The following is a 19055-nucleotide window of genomic DNA, read 5'->3' as shown; positions in this document are numbered from 1 at the left end:
GGACTGTTGTCAATCTTTTCGATAATTTTTTGGTTGACCGAATTTAAATTTCCAGGATTCCTCCGGCCCAAGGGCTTTGATATCCGGTTCAATCAGGTGGGCGTGGATGTGTAAGACGGTGTTGCCGAAGTTGCCGTGTTCGGATACGCCAAAACGAATAGCGATACCGCCACCTTCCATTTTTCTTTTTTTAGCCTCGTCTTTGAACATTTCGATTAGCTCGGCGCCGGCTTCAGTGTCCATCTCGGATAAATGTTCAATGTGCCTTTGGTAGATTGCCAAGAGCTGATGCTTAGTTTTCTCGTAGGGCCACTGGTTTTCGGTCAGGACCCAGAACTCGCCCTCTTTAATAATCGGTCGTTTGTGATATTTATCCAAATTTTCTCGACAGAAAGGACAGTGATCATTTTTCATGATCTCTTCCATGACTTCTCGCTGGTCGTCTCTTCTGATCAGCTTCATATTGATAAATCGGTTGTTGTTAGCGGCGTCGCTCATAGATTTCAAAAGTATAATTAAATTCGTTCTTCTCGTCTTTTTGGTGTGGTTCGGTTGAGGTCAGCTCCCAGTCGGCCCAGTTCAGCTCCGGGAAGTAAGCATCGCCTTCGACTTCGGCTTCGACTTTAGTTAAGTAAAGTTTATCAGTATAGGGGATGGCTAAATTATATATTTCTGCTCCGCCAAAAACAAAGGCCTCTTCGCTTGGTGAGACCAGTGCGACGGCCTTTTGGATAGAATCGGTCACGATGCAGTCTTCCGGAACCTCATAATCCTTCTGTCGAGTGATGACAATAGTTTGTCTCTCTGGTAAGGGTTTTCCTAATCGTTTCAGGATTGATTCGTGGGTTTTCCGGCCCATAATTATTTTGTGACCTCGAGTGGTTTGGGAGAGTCTTTTTAAATCAGCCGAAATGCGCCAAGGCAGTTCGTTGTTTCTGCCAATTACCCGATTTCTTGTCATGGCGACATAAATTGAAATCATTGTTTGCCTAGCAGAAAATTAATGAAGGTTCGGATTTTACCGCCGGTGCCAGTTTCTTCTTCGGCTTGGCGCCAAAGTTCTCCGACTGTCTCACGATTACTCAGATTGACTTTTAGGTGAGCGTCAAACTCCGATTCACCGACTACCAGTCTTAAAGTGTTTAGGGCCTTAACACTGCGCAGTCTTTCTGCACCAGAAGTGGCCTTGGCGTCAGCCAGCAACATTTTAACCCATTCGTCGCCATATTGTTTGGCTCCATCTCTAACTAGCACATTGTGGTGAGCGGCCTCAAGAGTCATCCCGTTAACATCCATAATTTCCTTCCAAGCTTCGTCTAGGTTTCTCAGTAAATTGGCTTTGTCCAGATGGGCTTCTCGGTGGGCGTCTTCAGTAGCCTCGGCTAATTTTTTAAGAGTTTGTCCAAGTTGTTCCTGTTCTTGAGCGGGTTGGCTGGCAGGTTGTGGAAATTGCTCATTCATAATTTTATCTGTTATCAATAATTTATAAATTTAAATCGCCACCGGAATACCTTTAATGGCCGGGTGCGGATCGTAGTCAGATAGGGTAAAGTGCTCAATCCGAAAATCGAACAGGTCCTTAATGTTTGGGTCAATGGACATTGTTGCCAGCCTCTTTGGCTCGCGGGCTAACATTTCCTCCACAGCCGGAATTTGGTCGACATAAATATGGGCATCAGAGAAGCTGTGAATATATTCATAGGCTTCAAAGCCGGTGATTTGAGCGATGGCCATTGTGAGGGCGGCATATTGAATTAAATTTTGCGGTAAGCCGAGCGGGATGTCGCAAGACCTTTGAAACATGTGCAGGGTCAATTTGTTGTCGATAATTCTGATATGGATCCAGCCGTGACAAGGCGCCACCACAACCCGTTGCCTTTTACCATTTCCTCGAATCGTATATTGCGGAATCCACGGGGAAATAAAATGTGTCCGCAAGTGCGGATACTCCTTGATTTGTTCGATAATGTTTTTGAACTGATTGTAGGTACCACCCTCGACAGTTGGGAAGTCATGAAAAGCGGCGCCGTAGGAGCCATCGCCCAAATCGCCTTCCTCGAAGCCTCGCTTCTCGCACTTTTCTTTGGTCACCCAATGGCGCCACCAGTGACAGCCGAATTTCTCTAGCTTGGCTTGAGTCCGAGCTCCGTTTATAAATCCCAAAATCTCTCCAATGGCTTGTTGCCAAACGGCCACACTTTTGGAATCGGAGGCTCGTTTAGGATTAAGACTGCGTTCGTTGAGAATCGGAAAACCGTTGGCCAGTTTAAAATGGAGTGACATCGGGGCAATCAGTGTCATGGCGTCGACACCCTGCTGGCTTTGGGTTCGGGTACCATTTTTTAAGACGCTGCGCATCAAATCTTGATACTGACTATCGGCTGTTCGCTCGCTTAAGGATTTCATCCCGTTAGAGATTTTTTTGTTCATAATTGGTGATTAGGTGATAAAATTTTGGTTCGATAATTCCTTGTGAATTTTCCGTCAGGCACGGCCATCTTGGTGGCCTATCTCTAACGGGATTTCATTTTCATATTTTTTGAGGGGTTAATGTGGAACTAATTGTATTAGGATTTGAGACCGGCCACAATGTTTACCCACACACCAATTCGTGCTCAAGTTAGCACCCGAATTTTGGCTTTTGCAAGCCTGCGTTTCCAATTTAAAATGTGCTAATATTTCAAGATATGAAGGACAAAGAAATTGAGAAATTAATAAAGGCCGAGCGAGTGAGGCAGAAGCAGGTGATTAACCTCATCCCATCAGAGAACTATGTTTCCAAGGATGTTTTAACGGCACTAGGTTCAGAGCTCAATAATAAATATTCCGAAGGGTATCCCGGCAAACGCTACTATGGCGGTCAAACTGTGATTGATAAGGTTGAGCTGCTTTGCCAAAAAAGGGCGCTTAAACTTTTCAAACTGGATCAGGCCGAATGGAGCGCCAATGTTCAGCCGCTCTCCGGCTCACCGGCCAATCTGGCGGTTTATTTGGCGCTGGTACCAAAAGGCGAGAAAATTATGGGCATGTCTTTGACTCATGGCGGCCACCTAACTCACGGACAGGCCGTTTCGATTACCGGCAAGTTCTGGCAGTCAGTTTCTTACGGAGTAAATGAGAAAACTGAAGTTATCGACTATCCGGCTCTGGAAAAATTGGCCTTGGCCGAAAAACCAAAAATTATTGTCGGCGGTTTTACTGCCTACCCGCGAATTGTTGATTTCAAAAAGTTGCGAGAAATTGCCGATGTCTCCGGCTCGTATCTTATGGTAGACATGTCGCACTTTGCTGGCTTGGTTGCCGGTGGTGCCTATCCGTCGCCCTTTCCTTATGCCGATGTGGTGACAACCACGACTCACAAGACCCTAAGAGGTCCTCGAGCGGCGATTATTTTTTCTCGTAAGGGCAAAACGGTTGAAAATTCTAAAGGTAAATTGGTGAGCATTTCTGATTTAATCGACAAGGCAGTTTTCCCAGGGATTCAGGGTGGGCCTCACGAAAACCAAGTGGCTGGTGTAGCGGTCGCCTTGAAAGAGGCTATGAGTCCGGCTTTCAAAAAATATGCCAAACAAGTCGTAAAGAACGCCAAGGCTTTGGCGGGTGAGCTCAAGCGTCTCGGTTGGCACATTATTTCCGGTGGCACCGATTCTCATCTTATTTTGGTTGACACTTGGACGGCTCCGAAAGGTGGTAGCGGTATTCCTGGTAAAGAGGCCGAGGCTAAATTGGAAAAAGCCAGGATTATTTGCAACAAAAATACAATTCCTGGTGAGACAAGGTCACCTTTTGATCCGTCAGGGATCAGATTGGGGACACCAGCCGAAACTACCAGAGGCAGAAATGAGAAGGATTTCATCAAAATTGCCCAAAAAATTGATCAGGTTTTGAGAGGAAAATAATTTCGACGGAAAAGGCTCAAGAGTGAGCTTTTTTCGTTAATTTGCTAGAATTAGCCTGTGGTACAGAATGAACTAAAAAAGGCGGTTATCGGAGCCCTCGGTAATCTAAAAATTGAAGCTCCGGAAATAGTTTTGGAACATCCGGCTGATTTGTCGCACGGAGATTTTTCGACTAATGTGGCTTTAGCTTGTGCTAAGAAGGTGGGCAAGAATCCCCGCGAATTGGCCGAACTGATTATTAAAGAAATTTCCCAAAGACAACTAAAAGAGATTGAGTCAATTTCTGTGGCTGGCCCTGGCTTCATCAATTTTAAATTGTCAGCAAAATTTTTGGGTGAAGAGATGGCCAAAATTGTCGAAGACGGCAATTTTGGCCGAAACCAATCTCTCAAGGGCAAAAAAGTTATCGTGGAATATACCGACCCTAATCCTTTTAAGCAATTTCATATCGGTCACCTGATGTCGAATTCAATCGGTGAGTCAATCGCCAGGCTTTTTGAATATACCGGTGCTGAAGTCAAAAGAGCCAATTACCAAGGTGATGTAGGTCTCCATGTAGCCAAAGCGATTTGGGGAATGGAGCACAAAGCCAAAGAATTGGCGGAGGCGAAGAGTAATAATCCTTCCGAACAGGTCGCTTTTCTGGGTTCCTGTTACGCCTTTGGCGCTAAAGATGACAGTGAGAAAGCCAAGAAGGAGATTCAAGATTTGAATAAGAAAGTTTACGAACGAAGTGATGAGAAAATCAACCAGCTTTTTGATTGGGGTAGGAAAGCGAGTCTGGATTATTTTGAGACGATATATCATAAGCTCGGAACCAAATTTGATTTTTATTTCTTCGAAAGCGAAGTTGGGCCAATCGGCAAACAAGTTGTCGAAGAATTTCTGCCTCACGGGGTTTTTGAAAAAAGTGATGGCGCAGTGATTTTCAAAGGAGAAGACCATGGTCTGCATACCAGAGTTTTTCTGAACAAGGAAGGTTTGCCAACCTATGAAGCGAAAGAGTTGGGTTTGTCTAAGGTTAAACACGACAAATATTCTTATGACATTTCGGTAGTGGTGACCGGAAATGAGATCAAAGAATATTTTAAAGTCTTACTCTGCGCGATGAGTTTAGTTTTTCCAGAATTAGCCAGGAAAACCAAGCATCTCTCTCATGGCATGCTCCGGCTACCAACCGGTAAGATGTCTTCTCGAACCGGCGATGTGATTACGGGGGAGTCGCTACTTCTGGGAGTTGAATCAATGGTCCACGAGAAAATTGCCGAAAGGGAACTCGTGACCGAAGAAAAGAATCGGATTGCCAACGAGGTGTCGGTTGGGGCGATTAAATACTCGATTTTGAGGCAAGCCATCGGTGGCGATATCATCTTTGATTTAGAAAAGTCTATTTCTTTTGAGGGTGACTCCGGTCCGTACCTGCAGTATTCCTATGCCCGCGCCCAGTCGGTTTTACGCAAGGCGAAATTACAAGGTCCGGCCTTGTACGACAAGGCCGGACCTTGTAATGAGGTGGGAGTTTTAGAGCGACACCTGATTCGTTTCCCAGAGGTTGTTGAAAGGGCGCAACAGGAGTTCTCACCCCATCATATTGCTACTTATCTGATTGAAATTGCAGGCGCTTTTAATAGTTTTTATGCGAATACAAAAATCATCGGTTCGGGTGAAGGTGAATATTACCGACTAGTATTGGTTAGGGCTTTTTCTCAAGTCATGAAAAACGGTCTGTATCTATTGGGTATCAAATCACCAGAAGTAATGTAGTTAAGAACCCTTGGGTGATAACCAATAACCAAGAAACAATAATCAAAAATTTCGAAAGTTTTTAAAGGTCGAGTTTATCAATCAATCAAACAATAAATCAAATGTTAAATAAAAATAAAATTGGAATCGCCCTTGGCAGTTTCGTTGGAATTATTCACATCGTCTGGTCAATTATGGTCGGCCTTGGCCTTGCCGAGGCTTGGCTAAACTTCGTTTTCAAGCTCCACATGTTGGCCAATCCATTTACAGTCGGAGATTTTAATTTCGGTCTGGCAATCGGTCTTGTAATTGTCACGGCTATTGTCGGCTACATTTTCGGTTGGGTTTTTGCCTGTGTCTATAACTGGGCTCATCGATAGGACCATGACTTCTTGATTGGCAAATATAAAAATCGGAGCCACGGGGCTCCGATTTAGGTTGCAACGGTTAAGGTGTGGTCGGCGCCAGCTCCTGGCGCGCTTTCCCGATGATTTTGAGGTGGTCGCGGGGCAGTTGGTTTACGCAATCAGTCTTTCGAAGACCGAGAGCGCTGATTTTCTTCTCGCAGAGTTCTGCTACCGGTTTGCCATACTTTGCCTCGACATGTTTCAACCAGTCACTGATTGGTTGGTAGTCGAGGACGAGAAGGTTGACCTTTCCTGTGGCGAGTGCTTTTTGAGTTCTCAAATTGCCGAATTTGGGCATATTTTCCCTTTCTCTTTCTAGAGTGTATCAACTCTAAGTCGCAGGTCAAGAGAGTTGTCAGCAAAGGGGATAGGGCCGAATACTTGACAAATAAGGCCTAACTATGATATAATGCAGGTAGAAATCCCTAACCTAAAAAAAGAAAAAAAGAAAGGCATCCCATGAAAAAAACAGTTCTTGAAAAATTCGCTAAATGCTACGGGCTGACGCTCGAGCAGGCTCTCGTGATGATTAAGATTGTCCAGGAGGGGGTGATCTGGAACACTCTGGCCCTCATGGCTGTAGTCCTGGTGGTGAGTACCATGATCACACAGGGCACTGGCTGGAGTTGGCAAACGGTGCTTGGATTGGTAGCCATTGCCACTTCGCGGACACTCTACTTTCTCACCGTGAATAAGCTAGGGCCGGAGGGCGAGGAGTTTGTGGCCGAGTTTCGGATATACAAGACTCGGTTCGAAAGGCTGTTCAACACCATCCTGCCAGTCGCGCCGATTTCGGACTGGCAGTTCGAAATGTTGAAACAGCGCGTCTTGCATCGGCTCGCCTTCGAGATCGAAGAGCTGGTTTCTTTGCCTTGTCACGACTTTCGTGGCAGGACCAGGGCCAGCTTTAAAATCGAGGAGATGCACAGCCTCCTGTCCAAGGGCTTTCAGGTGGATAATCAGCGTGAGTTTTTCGATGCCGCCAAGTACCGCCTCTCGCGGTGGCGGAAGCAGGAGCGCATGCTTGCTTAGAGCCCGGCCCGGCCCCGCTTTTCTCCCTTTACACCGGAGAAAGCGGGGCTTTTTTAATGTTCAAAAAATGCTAAAATAGCGAAATATGGAAGAAAATCAGCAGAAAATCGCTAAGAACAAAGTGGCTGAAAGAGAAGAAAAAATCTTAGCTTTTTGGGAAAAAGAGAAAATTTTTGAGAAATCCTTAAAACAAACTGAAGGTGGCAAAGAGTTTGTCTTTTATGATGGTCCACCTTTTGCCAACGGCTTGCCCCACTACGGCCACATCTTGGCCAGTTTGATTAAAGATGCCATTCCTCGTTATAAAACAATGAGGGGTTTTCATGTGCCTAGGCGTTGGGGTTGGGATTGCCACGGTCTGCCGGTAGAAAACTTGGTGGAGAAAGAGCTGGGCCTATCTTCAAAAAAAGATATTGAAAATTACGGCATGGACAAATTTAATCGCGCTTCAGCCGAATCGGTGATGCGCTACGCCGGCGATTGGCGGAAAATTGTGCCTCGTCTTGGTCGGTGGGTAGACATGGAAGCGGATTATCGGACAATGGATACCAGTTATACTGAATCGGTCTGGTGGTCATTCAAAACTCTTTATGATAAAGGTCTGATTTATGAAGGTTTTAAGTCGATGCACCTTTGTCCTCATTGTGAGACGACACTTTCAAACTTTGAAGTGACTCAAGGCTACAAGGATACGACTGATTTATCTGTGACTGCTAAGTTTAAACTTCTAAATTCCGACGCCCGAGTCGGGACCCCGACCTTGCGGCAAGCGTCGGGGCTCCCAACTTATATATTGGCCTGGACTACGACCCCTTGGACTTTGCCGGGGAATACGGCGCTTGCGGTAAATCCGAGTATTGAATACTCTCTGGTTGAGCTCGAAAACATACGATATATCGTATCAAGCGCCAGATTGCCGGAAGTTTTTAAAGGTCAAACTTTTCGAGTCCTTCAGACTATAAAAGGGGACGAGCTTATTGGTCTTGAGTATGAACAACTTTTTGATTATTACGCCAAAGATTCAAAATTAAAGAATCGCGAAAACGGTTGGAAAATTTATCCGGCGGATTTTGTGACGACCGAAGATGGCACCGGCATTGTTCACATTGCCCCGGCCTTCGGTGAGGACGACTATCAGTTGTCACTTAAATTTAGCTTGCCTTTTGTTCAGCATGTTGGCACCAATGGCGTTTTCAAACCGGAGGTCAAAGATTTCCTCGGCCTTTCGGTTAAACCAAAGGAAGATCCGACCAAAACTGATGTCGAGATAATTAAGTGGCTAGCGCATGCCGGCAAGCTTTTTGCTAAAGAAAAATTCACCCACAGTTATCCTTTTTGTTGGCGCTGTGACACTCCGCTTATCAACTACGCGACTTCATCTTGGTTTGTAAAAGTTACCGCTCTCAAAGATAAATTGATCAAGGCAAACCAAGGAATCAGTTGGGTGCCTGAAGATGTGAAAGATGGTCGCTTCGGAAAATGGCTCGAAGGCGCACGCGATTGGGCAATTTCTCGCTCCCGCTTCTGGGGCGCGCCCTTGCCGGTCTGGCGCTGTGACAAGTGCGCTCGGCTTGAGGTGGTTGGTAGTCTGGCTGACCTGGAGAAACTCGAGGCGAAACCGCGCAACAAATTTCTAGTAATGCGTCACGGCGAGTCAACCTCAAATGTTGGCGGGGTTGTCTGTTCTCTGCTTGATTGTAATGGTCTCACTAAACTTGGCGTCAAAGAGGCGTTTGAGTCGGCCGAAGCCTTGAAGGGTCAAAAGATTGATTTGGTTATCACCTCACCTTTAAACCGGACCAAGGAAACGGCGGAAATTGTCCGAAAAGTTCTGAATTTACCGGAGACAGCGGTGATTGTCGATGAAAGTTTTCACGAAATTTCTTTCGGTGTTTTTGAAAAAAAATCCATTTCTGAATATCATGCCTTCTTTAAAAGCCCGCAAGCGCGCTTTGACGAACGGCCGGGGGGTGGGGAGAGTGAGGCCGATGTTAGGAAGCGAGTTGGGCGGAGACTTTTTGAGTTGGAAAATAAGTATGAAGGCAAAACGATTTTAATCGTGACGCACGATACTCCTGCCTGGCTCATCGGAGTGGCCGCCCTTGGACTTAATCGTGGAGACGCGGTCGCTTTTCATGGACCGGATTTGTTTCTAAAAAATGCCGAAGTCAAAGAGGTGACCTTGCGCATTTTGCCTAGAAACGAGGAATTTGAAATCGATTTGCACCGGCCTTTTATCGATGGTGTCAAAACCCAATGCTCTTGTGGCGGGACTCTGAAACGGGTGCCGGAGGTTTTTGACTGTTGGTACGAATCCGGCTCGATGCCATTTGCTTCGGTTCATTATCCTTTCGATAAAAGCCGGTTCAGTCCGGGTGGCTTTCTGAAAAGGCAAAAGAATTTTCCGGCCAACTTTATTGCCGAGGGTCAAGACCAAACTCGGGGCTGGTTTTACACCATGCTCATTTTAGGTGTGGCGCTTTTTGGGCGGTCACCTTATGAAAATGTGATTGTAAACGGGATTGTTTTGGCTGAAGACGGTCAGAAGATGTCCAAGCGTCTGCGCAATTATCCTGATCCAATGGAAGTGGTGGATAAATACGGCATGGATGCTTTGCGTTATTACCTTTTGGCTTCGCCGGTGGTTAAGGCTCAAGATCTTTGTTTTTCTGAAAAAGGAGTTGATGAAGTTTTGAAAAAAGTTTTTAACCGTCTCGACAATGTTCTCCAATTTTATCTTCTGTACTCTTCCTCACTACTTACTACTCACTCCTCACTACCAACTTCTACCAATGTTTTGGACCGTTGGATTTTGGCGCGATTAACCGAAACAACCGACAACATGACCGAAGCCTTTGAAGGCTATGAGTTGGATAAGGTGGTTAGACCAATCGGAGATTTTGTAGAGGATCTGTCCACTTGGTATTTGAGGCGTTCGCGAGATAGATTTAAAGGCGCCAATGAGGTTGATAAACAATCAGCCCTGGCGGCGACCAGATTTGTGCTAGCACAGTTTGCCAAGCTCTTGGCTCCAGTTGCCCCGTTCTTTGCGGAATACTTGTACGACAATGTTAAAGGTTTGAATGATTTTCAGAGTGTTCATTTGGAGAAATGGCCGGAGGCTAGTTTAGAAGTTAAGAAGTCGGGAAGTTCGGAAGTTTTGGAAGGGATGCAGGAGGTGAGAAAGGTGGTTTCACTCGGCTTAGAAGCTCGGGCCAAAGCCAACTTGAAGGTTCGCCAACCTTTGGCGAAGCTGACTTTCGATATTCATAGTTCGAAGATTAAAGATAAGCCGGAAATGCTCGCGCTTATTGCCGATGAGGTGAATGTGAAAGCGGTAGTTTGGGGGGAGACCGGCCATGATACGGTGGAGCTCGATACCAACATTACAGCGGAGCTTAAGGAGGAGGGCAGTGTGCGCGATTTTGTCCGGGCGGTTCAAGAACTAAGAAAGCAAAAGAATCTTAATCCTGGCGAGATAAAAAATCTTTCAGTTGCTACCAGCGAAGCCGGTCAGACTTTTCTTAAAAAATATGAAAAAGAAATAACTTCAACGACCGCCACTAAATTAAATTTTGTTCCAGTTCTCTCCGAAGGAATCGAAACTGTGGTGGATGGCCTCGTCTTCCGACTCGATATCTAAGCTACATAGGCCAGACCTATGTAGGGTGGTAAAGTATGGCTATAAATATGGCTGGTTAAATCCTTGACAGATGGTGTTTTTGGGTGCATTATCAAAATAGATGTTACTTCTTAAAATTCCAATGAAAGGAGTTTATTATGGATGACCCAAGACATGAGCCGACGGATGAGCAAATTAAAGCTTATGCTTCGCTTGAAAGACAACTGCGGTCTGATTTTTTGGGAGGTACCACTAATCCTGGTGTTATCCTAAAGAGGTTGGAAAAATTAAAGGAAACCGCGCGTGGTATGGTCAATTGCGATATTGCCCCAAGGATTCCCAGCTGGGCTGATCAGGAGAATCCGATCGTCCAGCACATTCCGGGTGGAGTAGTTGACCCGTCAAGACTTGCGACAGTCGATGTGTTCGATGGTGGCGAGGTTCCACATAATAATGTCAGGGAGCTCATTGCCAGAGGACAAAAACTTCCCGGCGCGATGAACGCCTGCATGTTCGATTTTTACGCAAAGTGGGAGAATTGGAAATATTTGCCTAAAAATGTATCTAGAATAGTTTTTCCAAATACCATTTTTTGCTCCATCTGGGGTTCACATGGTTATAACTCTGTCTGTTACCTTGGATATGATGGATTGAGTTGGTGTAAGCAAAATCAGAAATTAGAATGGGGAATTCACAGTGCTAGGGTTGCGGTGAACACCAGTTTTTTGAAGAGCTAGTCCTTTGATCCCCGGTTTGCTTACGCAGACCGGGGATTTTCTTTTGCCCGCCCGCCGTTTGTCTCTCAAACGGCGGGCGAGTATACTGGAGGAATGACAAAAGTCTTTCTAATCCACGGCTGGGATGGTCACCCTCACAACAACTGGTTTCCGTGGCTAATTGCCGAGCTCAAGGCTAAATACATTGAAGTTGAGGCGCCGTATCTACCAAATCCGGCCGCACCTAAGGTTAAGGGGTGGCTCTCATATCTGAAGGATTATGTAGGTAAAGCCGACGAAGAGACCTTTTTTGTAGCTCACAGTTTGGGCTGTAATGCGGTTTTGAGATTGCTGGAGACTCTTAATCCTAAGGTCAAAATCGGCGGTTGTATTTTTGTTGGCGGTTTTTCCGGCGATATCGGTATTCCTGAGGTGTCGGAATTTGTTTCTTTGCCACTTGATCTAAAAAAAGCCAAAAGTCATGCCAAAAAAATTATCAATATCTTTTCCGACAATGATGAAGTGGTGACTCTGGCCGAAAGTTTGAAATTTGCCCGCGATCTCGGCGCCAAGAAAATTATGATTAAGGGCGCCGGACACTTCGGTTCCGAAGATGGCTATAAAAGTCTGCCAATTGTTCTTGAGGCATTGTTGCCGATGTTGAAAATTTAAATGTCTTTTCGATTTCTTTTTCCTCTTCTCTTCTCTTTCTACAAACTACTCACTACCCACTACTCACTTCTCCATGTACACCATTTACACCACTCCGGCTTTTATCCTTAAGAGTTCACCCCGCGGTGAGTCTAATCAGCTTTACACGATTTTCACCAAAGATTTTGGTTTACTCCGTGCCTCGGCTCAAGGTGTCAGGTTTTTAAAATCCAAACTGCGTTATAAATTGCAGGAATTTAATTTGGTTGAGATTACTTTGGTCAGAGGCAAAGAACATTGGCGGATTACTAATGTCGGCCACGAGCAAAGCCTGTTCACTGAATTCAAGGGTCAAAAACCTGTTCTGGCAATTCTGGCTCGTGTTTTTAATTTGCTCCGGCGTCTACTTCACGGCGAAGAGAAAAATGAGCAACTTTTTGACCATCTATCCGAGACGGTCAAATTTTTCCAAAGTCAATCGCTTGATTCAAGCGAGCTGACAAATTTAGAGTACATTTTGGTTTTGCGCCTGCTTCATTCTTTGGGCTATCTCGGCAGTTCGCCGGAAGTTGAGGAATTTGTAGCTTCACCGTTTTGGAGCGGGGAAGTTTTGGTTAAAATGGGCAGTTGGAAAAAACAAGCTCTCTCGATGATTAACCAGTCGCTTCAGGAGACTCAGTTGTAGAGAGTATAGGTATAAAGTATAGGTATAAGTATGGGAAAGAGAGAAAGGGAATGATAAATGCTGAATACCATCTGCCTGCAAGCGTGCTATAATTTTCAACAAGATGAAGGAAGCTAAAGAGGAAAAAAGTCACGGTGCCGAGGAGGCTGCCGGTTTGAATCAGATCAACGAATTGGAGCGGAGTCTTTATTCTCGCAAACAGAAGACTTTTTCAATTAAACGCCGACCAATTATGACTAGCTCCAGCCAAGGCCGAACAGTCGGCAGTGACTGGGAGCATGGATCAGAATTGCCAACACCGAAGACTCCGAAAGCCGGTTTGAGCTTGAGCTACAAAATTTTTATTGGAGCAGTAATTTTCTTTTTGGTGGCGATTTTTACGGCAGTTTTTGTTTTTACAGGCGGTAGCAATGTGGTCTCGAACAATAAAATTGACCTAAATATTGCCGGGCCGGCCTCAATCGCCGGTGGAGAAAAACTGGCGTTGAACTTATCGATGGGCAACAACAATTCCACCACTCTCGAGGATGCTGATTTGATTGTTGAGTATCCCTCCGGCGCCAGAAATCCCAACGATTTGAATACTGAACTGAAACGGGCCAGAATTTCAGTCGGCAACATTTCGGCCGGTCAAGTTGTCAATCAGGGTGTGGAGTCGGTACTTTTTGGTGAAGAAAATTCGAAGCAGATGATTAAGTTCACTCTTGAATATCGGGTGGCTGGTTCCAATGCAATCTTCTATAAAGAAAAAGTATATGATATCGTGATTAGCTCGGCACCGGTGACTGTTCAGATTAGTTCTCTAACCGAAGCCAATGCTGGACAAGATGTCGCGGTCTCAGTCACGGTGGCCTCAAATAGCACCGAGACCTTGCGAGGTGTCATGCTTTCGGCCGATTACCCATTCGGTTTTACTTATAAGAATGCTTCGCCGGATACTTCTTATGGAAAGAATACTTGGCTCTTGGGAGATCTGGCGCCACAGTCAAAACGTACTGTCAGTTTTAGTGGCACGATTGACGGTCAGGATGGAGAGGAGAAGGTGTTTAGATTCGATGTTGGTGCCCAAAGTTTGACCGACGAAAAGATCATCGGTGCCGTATTTTTGAGTGTGCCACAGACGGTTGCTATCAAGAAGCCGTTCATTGGCATCAACCTCTCCTTAAACGGCGAAACCGGCGATTTGTATGCCACTAAAGCTGGACGGCTGATTAGAGGCGATTTAGTCTGGCAAAATAACACTTCAGAAAAAATTACCGCTCTGGCTATTTCGGTAAAGCTGGACGGCTCGGCTTTGGATCGTAGTTCCGTTTCGGCCGAGCGCGGTTTTTACCGCTCAAGTGACAACACGATTGTCTGGGATGCGAGCACCGTCGACGAATTAAATTCAGTTGAACCGGGCGGTACTGGGCGCTTATCTTTTGGTTTTTCTGCCTTACCGACGACGAGCTCGTTTGGTAGCCCTTTGATTAACCCAGAAATTTCTGTGATTGTCGGGGCTCGTGGATTTAGAAGTGGCGAGAACAATGTTCCGGAGGCGGTTGATTCGTCTTTGACCAAGCGTGTCAGGGTGAATTCGAACTTGGCCTTAATCTCCAATTTATATTATTATTCCGGTCCGTTTACTAACACCGGGCCGTTGCCACCCAAGGCCGATCAGGAAACTACTTACACAGTGGTCTGGACTTTGAATAATCCGACCAACGCCGTTTCCAATGTTAAGGTGACGACAGCTTTGCCGCCCTATGTCCGTTTTGTCGGTAAAGTTGATCCGGACGGTTCGGATGTCAGCTTTAACCAATTGGGTGGGCAGGTGGTTTGGAATGTCGGCAATGTTCCGGCTGGTGCAGGTTTCGGTTTGCCATCAAGACAGGTAGCGTTTCAAATCGCCTTTACACCGAGTGTCAGTCAGATTGGCAATGCGGCCAAAATCACCGACGATATTATCTCGAGCGGGCTCGATAGTTTTACCGGCAGTTTGGTCGGGGATACGAAAGTGGGTTTTACCACTCGCCTAGCTACTGACCCGTTCTTTAAGGAGGCAGAGGCGGTGGTAGGTAAGTAGCCTTTACAAAGTTAACCGTTGGCAGTTAAAACCAGTTTGAATCGGTAGGATATTTGTGACGATTAAAATTATGAAATTTAAAAAAACTACTTTAAAAAATGGTTTGCGAATCATTACTATTCCGATGCCGGCCAACCCGACAGTCACGGTTTTGGTGATGGTCGAAGCTGGCTCCAAGTATGAGACTAAACCGCAAAACGGTCTCTCGCACTTTCTTGAGCACATGTGTTTCAAGGGTACTGTTGCGAGGCCAAAACCGACCGATATTAGTCGCGAATTGGACGGAATCGGCTCAATTTATAATGCTTTTACGGCTCAAGAATTTACCGGCTATTATGCCAAGGCTGATGCCAAGCATGCTAGCAAGATCTTAGACATAGTTTCGGATATTTATCTTAATTCGACTTTGCCGGCTATCGAACTGGAAAAGGAGAAAGGGGTGATTGTGGAAGAAATCAATATGTATGAAGACCTGCCTCATCGTCAGGTTCAAGATATTTTTATGGAAGCGCTTTTCGGTAATCAGCCGGCCGGTTGGAATATTGCCGGCACGAAAAATAATGTCCGCTCTTTTAAGAGGGAAGATTTTGTGGCTTATCGTAAAAAACACTATGTGGCGGGTGCGACTACTGTGATTGTCGCCGGCCAGTTCCAAGAAAAATCTATTATTTCGGGAATTAAAAAAAGATTTGCCGGAATTGACAGTTTGGCCAAGGCGGAGAAAAAGCCGGTCACAGAGAAGCAGGATAAGCCAACTGTTCGAGTGCGACAAAAAAAGACCGATCAGATGCATCTGGTGTTGGGGGTGAGGGCTTTTCCTGTCGGGGATAAGCGCAATCCGGCCCTCAAACTCTTGGCCGCAGTTTTGGGTGCTGGGATGAGCTCGCGCCTGTTTGTGAAATTAAGGGAAGAGATGGGGGTCTGCTACTATGTGCGGGCTGAGACCGATTTGTACACGGATCACGGTCATTTGGCAGTTTCGGCAGGGATTGATAAAAATCGACTTTTTGAGGTGCTCGAAGTGTTGCTAAAGGAATTTCGAAAATTTAAGACCGAACCGGTACCGCCAGAAGAATTGCAGAAGGCCAAGGACTATTTAATTGGGACGATGTATCTTGGCCTCGAATCCTCCGATGAATTGGCCGAGTTTTATGGTTACCAGGAACTTTTGAAAAAGCAGATTAAAAAGCCTGATGAAATCGCCAAGGAAATTCAAAAGGTCAAAGTTGAGCAGATTAGGGAAGTCGCTGAAGAGATTTTTCAAAATAATCGCTTGAATTTGGCGGTCGTTGGCGAAGTCAAAGAGGAAAAAAAGCTTTCTTCCGTTTTGGGGTTTATTAGCGAGGTAGGGCGAGTGAAATGAAAATCTAGAATTTTTCATTTCCGAGCCAAGGAGCTAGTATAAACCCCTACGCTCTTGGTGTAGGGGTTTATATAGTGATACAATGGTTTTAGTTATCAGTTGGTCTATCGTTAGATTTTGCTCACATGCGCGACGATTCTATTATCAACATTAGGATAAATTCCGGCACGATTATTAAGACTATTTTGTTTGTGGTCTTTTTATTCCTGCTTTATTCAATTCGAGACATTGTACTGGTAGTTTTGACCGCCATCGTGATTGCTTCGGCTGTCGAGCCGGCGACCAAGTGGTTTACAAAGCACAATGTCCATCGAGTAGCGGCCGTGCTTGTCGTTTATTTGGTCGCGACCATTATCTTGGCTGGGGTCTTTTATCTCCTGGTGCCGTCGGTTCTTAATGAAGCCTCAAACTTTTTGACCAAGGCTCCCGAGTACCTGAATAAAATTAAGTTATGGAGTCCGATTGAGCCAAGCCAGTCTCTAGTTGCCACTCAAAGTCTTTCCACCTTCTCTTCCGGCTTCTCGTTCGAACAAATTGTCGGCGATATCCAGTCAATGCTTTCAAATACCAGTGAAGGATTTGTTAAAATTGTCAGCTTGGTGTTCGGCGGCGCCTTCTCCTTTATTTTGATTGTCGTGCTCTCGTTCTATTTGGCGGTTCAGGAAGACGGGGTCAGTAATTTTTTGAAAGTCATTACTCCGCTTAAAAGCCAGAAGTATGTCGTCGGACTTTGGGTGCGAACTCGCGATAAAATCGGTTATTGGATGCAGGGCCAGCTACTTTTGAGTGTGATTATCGCGATTCTGGTTTATTTAGGCTTAACAATTATTGGTGTCAAGAATGCTTTGCTTTTAGCCCTTCTGGCTGGTATCTTTGAATTGATTCCCGTTTTCGGCCCGATCTTGGCGGCTATTCCAGCGATTCTGGCCGGTATTTTCGATGGTGGCGGTTTGACCACCGGTCTATTGATCGCCGGTCTCTACCTCATCGTTCAACAATTTGAAAATCACTTGATTTATCCGCTAGTTGTTCAAAAAATTGTCGGCATCTCACCGATTATCGTAATCCTAGCTTTGATTATCGGTGGCAAATTGGCCGGCTTCTTGGGTATTATTCTCGCAGTACCTTTTGCGGCCGCTCTTATGGAATATTTTCACGATATTCAACGCGAAAAATTTACCGCAATGGAAAAAATGGCCGCTGAACCGCAAAATTAAGTTTTACCTAAAGTTGCTATGTCTAAATCATCCGGTCAAAAGACCTGCTATCTTACAACTACTCTGCCTTATGTAAACTCCGATCCGCACATCGGTTTTGCTTTGGAAATTGTCCAGGCCGACATCTGGGCGCGTTTTCAAAAACTTCAGGGGCTCGAAGTGTTTTTCAATACTGGCACGGATGAGCACGGGGTAAAGATTTATCGCAAGGCCGAAGAAGAGGGTAAGGAGGTTCAGGCTTATGTCGATGAATATGCCGAAAAATTTAAAAATCTCAAAGGTGCACTAGGGTTACTGCCGGAGATAAATTTTATTCGTACTACCGATAAGCATCACCTCGAAGCGGCGCAGGCATTTTGGGAAAAATGCGAAAAAGCCGGTGATATTTATAAAAAAGCATATAAAATCAAGTATTGTGTTGGTTGTGAGCTCGAAAAGACGGACTCTGAGCTCGTAGATGGCAAATGTCCAATTCATCCCAATTTGAAAATCGAAATTATTGACGAAGAAAATTATTTCTTCAAATTTTCCAAATATCAAAAGGCCTTACTCGAACTCTATGAGAAAAATCCGAATTTTACTCTGCCTGCGAGTCGTCAAAACGAAATCAGGGCGTTTGTTTCCAGGGGACTCGAAGATTTCAGCATCTCTCGTTTGAAAAGTAAAATGCCTTGGGGTGTCACAGTGCCGGGCGACGATAGTCAGGTGATGTATGTCTGGTTTGATGCTTTGGTAAATTATATTTCCGCAATCGGTTGGCCGACTGATATGGTCAAGTTCGAGAAGTGGTGGCCGGTTGTACAATTTGCTGGCAAAGATAATTTGCGCCAACAGTCGGCGATGTGGCAGGCGATGCTCTTGTCAGCCGGTCTACCGGCGTCCAAGCAGATAATTATTCACGGCTTTATCACGAGCGGTGGCCAAAAGATGAGCAAATCCCTCGGTAATGTGATTGACCCTTATGTTCTGGTCAAAGAATACGGCACCGAAGCCTTACGATATTTCTTAGCCAGACACGTCAACCCTTTTGAGGACACAGATGTGACGGCCGAAGCTATTAAAGACGCTTACAACGCCAATTTGGCCAACGGTTTGGGTAATTTGGTGAGCCGAGTGCTTAAAATGGCCACTGCAAACGGCGTGGCTTTTAAGGACGAGTTGCTGAAAGATAAAAAATTATTTAGTGACACAGAAGTCTTTTACGAAGCTAACAAAAAAGAGCTAGAGATTTTTGACTTTCAGAAATCAACCAACGCGATTTGGGATGTAATTTCATATCTCGACGGCTTCATCCAAAAAGAACAGCCATTCAAAAAAATTAAGACCAACAAATTGGCAGGGGAAAAGGATGTCGAATTCTTGCTGGTTCATTTGTTTGTAATTGCCACAATGCTCGAACCAGTCATGCCTGAAACCGCTAAAACTATTCAAAATCTGATCAAGTCTGGCACAATGCCGGAGAAGCCGCTATTTCCGAGAAAAGATTGACACCCTCTTTAATTTCGGTAAACTTAAGTCAGTAATACACAGGTGTATCAAGAGTGCAGAGGTGTTAAGGGTTATGGCCCGAAACTCTGCCGGCAACCCCCGAAAAGGAAGGTGCCAATTCCACCCCGCGTGTGCGGGACAGATACCTCTCGAGCTTGCTCGAGAAA

Annotated in this window: 17 protein-coding genes and 1 riboswitch; of the genes, 12 read left to right on the top strand and 5 right to left on the bottom strand. The window is 45.3% G+C overall.

The window, feature by feature from the left end:
• Positions 1-9: 9 nt before the first annotated feature.
• Genes WCT25_04745 through thyA form a run of 4 tightly spaced genes read right to left on the bottom strand, consistent with a single transcriptional unit; the run spans position 10 to position 2430 of the window.
• Positions 10-498: an HIT domain-containing protein gene (locus WCT25_04745; GenBank protein ID MFA6536706.1), complete on the bottom strand. Its 489-nt coding sequence runs from the start codon at positions 496-498 to the stop codon at positions 10-12.
• Positions 482-982 carry a dihydrofolate reductase gene (locus tag WCT25_04740; GenBank protein MFA6536705.1) on the bottom strand — a complete coding sequence of 167 codons (501 nt, stop codon included), beginning with the start codon at positions 980-982 and terminating at the stop codon, positions 482-484. The genes WCT25_04745 and WCT25_04740 overlap by 17 nt, the downstream gene beginning before the upstream one ends.
• Positions 979-1461 (bottom strand): hypothetical protein, encoded by a 483-nt coding sequence (locus WCT25_04735; GenBank protein ID MFA6536704.1) that lies wholly within the window; start codon positions 1459-1461, stop codon positions 979-981. The genes WCT25_04740 and WCT25_04735 overlap by 4 nt, the downstream gene beginning before the upstream one ends.
• A gap of 30 nt (positions 1462-1491) precedes the next feature.
• Entirely contained in the window at positions 1492-2430 is a 939-nt protein-coding gene (gene thyA, locus WCT25_04730) for a thymidylate synthase (protein MFA6536703.1), read from the bottom strand.
• 257 nt (positions 2431-2687) lie between these two features.
• Here thyA and glyA point away from each other — a divergent pair, with 257 nt between their 5' ends.
• The 3 genes from glyA (at position 2688) to WCT25_04715 (ending at position 6022) form a co-directional block, all read left to right on the top strand.
• Positions 2688-3899, top strand: a complete 1212-nt coding sequence (gene glyA / locus WCT25_04725; protein MFA6536702.1) for a serine hydroxymethyltransferase — start codon at positions 2688-2690, stop codon at positions 3897-3899.
• 57 nt (positions 3900-3956) lie between these two features.
• Positions 3957-5663, top strand: coding sequence for an arginine--tRNA ligase (gene argS, locus WCT25_04720; GenBank protein ID MFA6536701.1), 1707 nt, complete (start codon positions 3957-3959; stop codon positions 5661-5663).
• 101 nt (positions 5664-5764) lie between these two features.
• Positions 5765-6022, top strand: coding sequence for a hypothetical protein (locus WCT25_04715; protein MFA6536700.1), 258 nt, complete (start codon positions 5765-5767; stop codon positions 6020-6022).
• A 67-nt stretch (positions 6023-6089) separates the two neighbouring features.
• On the opposite strand, the gene WCT25_04710 is transcribed toward WCT25_04715, so the two are convergent.
• Positions 6090-6347: a hypothetical protein gene (locus WCT25_04710; GenBank protein MFA6536699.1), complete on the bottom strand. Its 258-nt coding sequence runs from the start codon at positions 6345-6347 to the stop codon at positions 6090-6092.
• A 161-nt stretch (positions 6348-6508) separates the two neighbouring features.
• Here WCT25_04710 and WCT25_04705 point away from each other — a divergent pair, with 161 nt between their 5' ends.
• The 9 genes from WCT25_04705 (at position 6509) to metG (ending at position 18888) form a co-directional block, all read left to right on the top strand.
• Positions 6509-7081: a hypothetical protein gene (locus WCT25_04705; GenBank protein ID MFA6536698.1), complete on the top strand. Its 573-nt coding sequence runs from the start codon at positions 6509-6511 to the stop codon at positions 7079-7081.
• A gap of 85 nt (positions 7082-7166) precedes the next feature.
• On the top strand, positions 7167-10724 hold the full coding sequence (locus WCT25_04700; protein MFA6536697.1) for a class I tRNA ligase family protein: 3558 nt from the start codon (positions 7167-7169) through the stop codon (positions 10722-10724).
• A 137-nt stretch (positions 10725-10861) separates the two neighbouring features.
• Complete coding sequence (locus WCT25_04695; GenBank protein ID MFA6536696.1) at positions 10862-11440, top strand: hypothetical protein; 579 nt, start codon at positions 10862-10864, stop codon at positions 11438-11440.
• Positions 11441-11533: 93 nt separating this feature from the next.
• Positions 11534-12091 (top strand): alpha/beta hydrolase, encoded by a 558-nt coding sequence (locus WCT25_04690; protein ID MFA6536695.1) that lies wholly within the window; start codon positions 11534-11536, stop codon positions 12089-12091.
• 73 nt (positions 12092-12164) lie between these two features.
• Positions 12165-12755, top strand: coding sequence for a DNA repair protein RecO (gene recO / locus WCT25_04685; protein MFA6536694.1), 591 nt, complete (start codon positions 12165-12167; stop codon positions 12753-12755).
• Positions 12756-12858: 103 nt separating this feature from the next.
• Positions 12859-14820, top strand: a complete 1962-nt coding sequence (locus tag WCT25_04680; protein MFA6536693.1) for a hypothetical protein — start codon at positions 12859-12861, stop codon at positions 14818-14820.
• A 70-nt stretch (positions 14821-14890) separates the two neighbouring features.
• A complete protein-coding gene (locus WCT25_04675) occupies positions 14891-16183 on the top strand; it encodes a pitrilysin family protein (GenBank protein MFA6536692.1) in 1293 nt (430 codons plus the stop codon).
• A 125-nt stretch (positions 16184-16308) separates the two neighbouring features.
• Positions 16309-17400 (top strand): AI-2E family transporter, encoded by a 1092-nt coding sequence (locus tag WCT25_04670; protein ID MFA6536691.1) that lies wholly within the window; start codon positions 16309-16311, stop codon positions 17398-17400.
• An 18-nt stretch (positions 17401-17418) separates the two neighbouring features.
• Positions 17419-18888: a methionine--tRNA ligase gene (gene metG / locus WCT25_04665; GenBank protein ID MFA6536690.1), complete on the top strand. Its 1470-nt coding sequence runs from the start codon at positions 17419-17421 to the stop codon at positions 18886-18888.
• A 41-nt stretch (positions 18889-18929) separates the two neighbouring features.
• A riboswitch (SAM riboswitch) is annotated at positions 18930-19037 on the top strand.
• Positions 19038-19055 lie beyond the last annotated feature (18 nt).

This window comes from Candidatus Paceibacterota bacterium (genome assembly GCA_041666545.1).
Lineage (GTDB): Bacteria > Patescibacteriota > Minisyncoccia > Phycocordibacterales > JBAYGS01 > JBAYGS01.
Note: the sequence above shows the minus strand (reverse complement) of the source record. Positions and strands in the feature narration are given on the sequence as shown.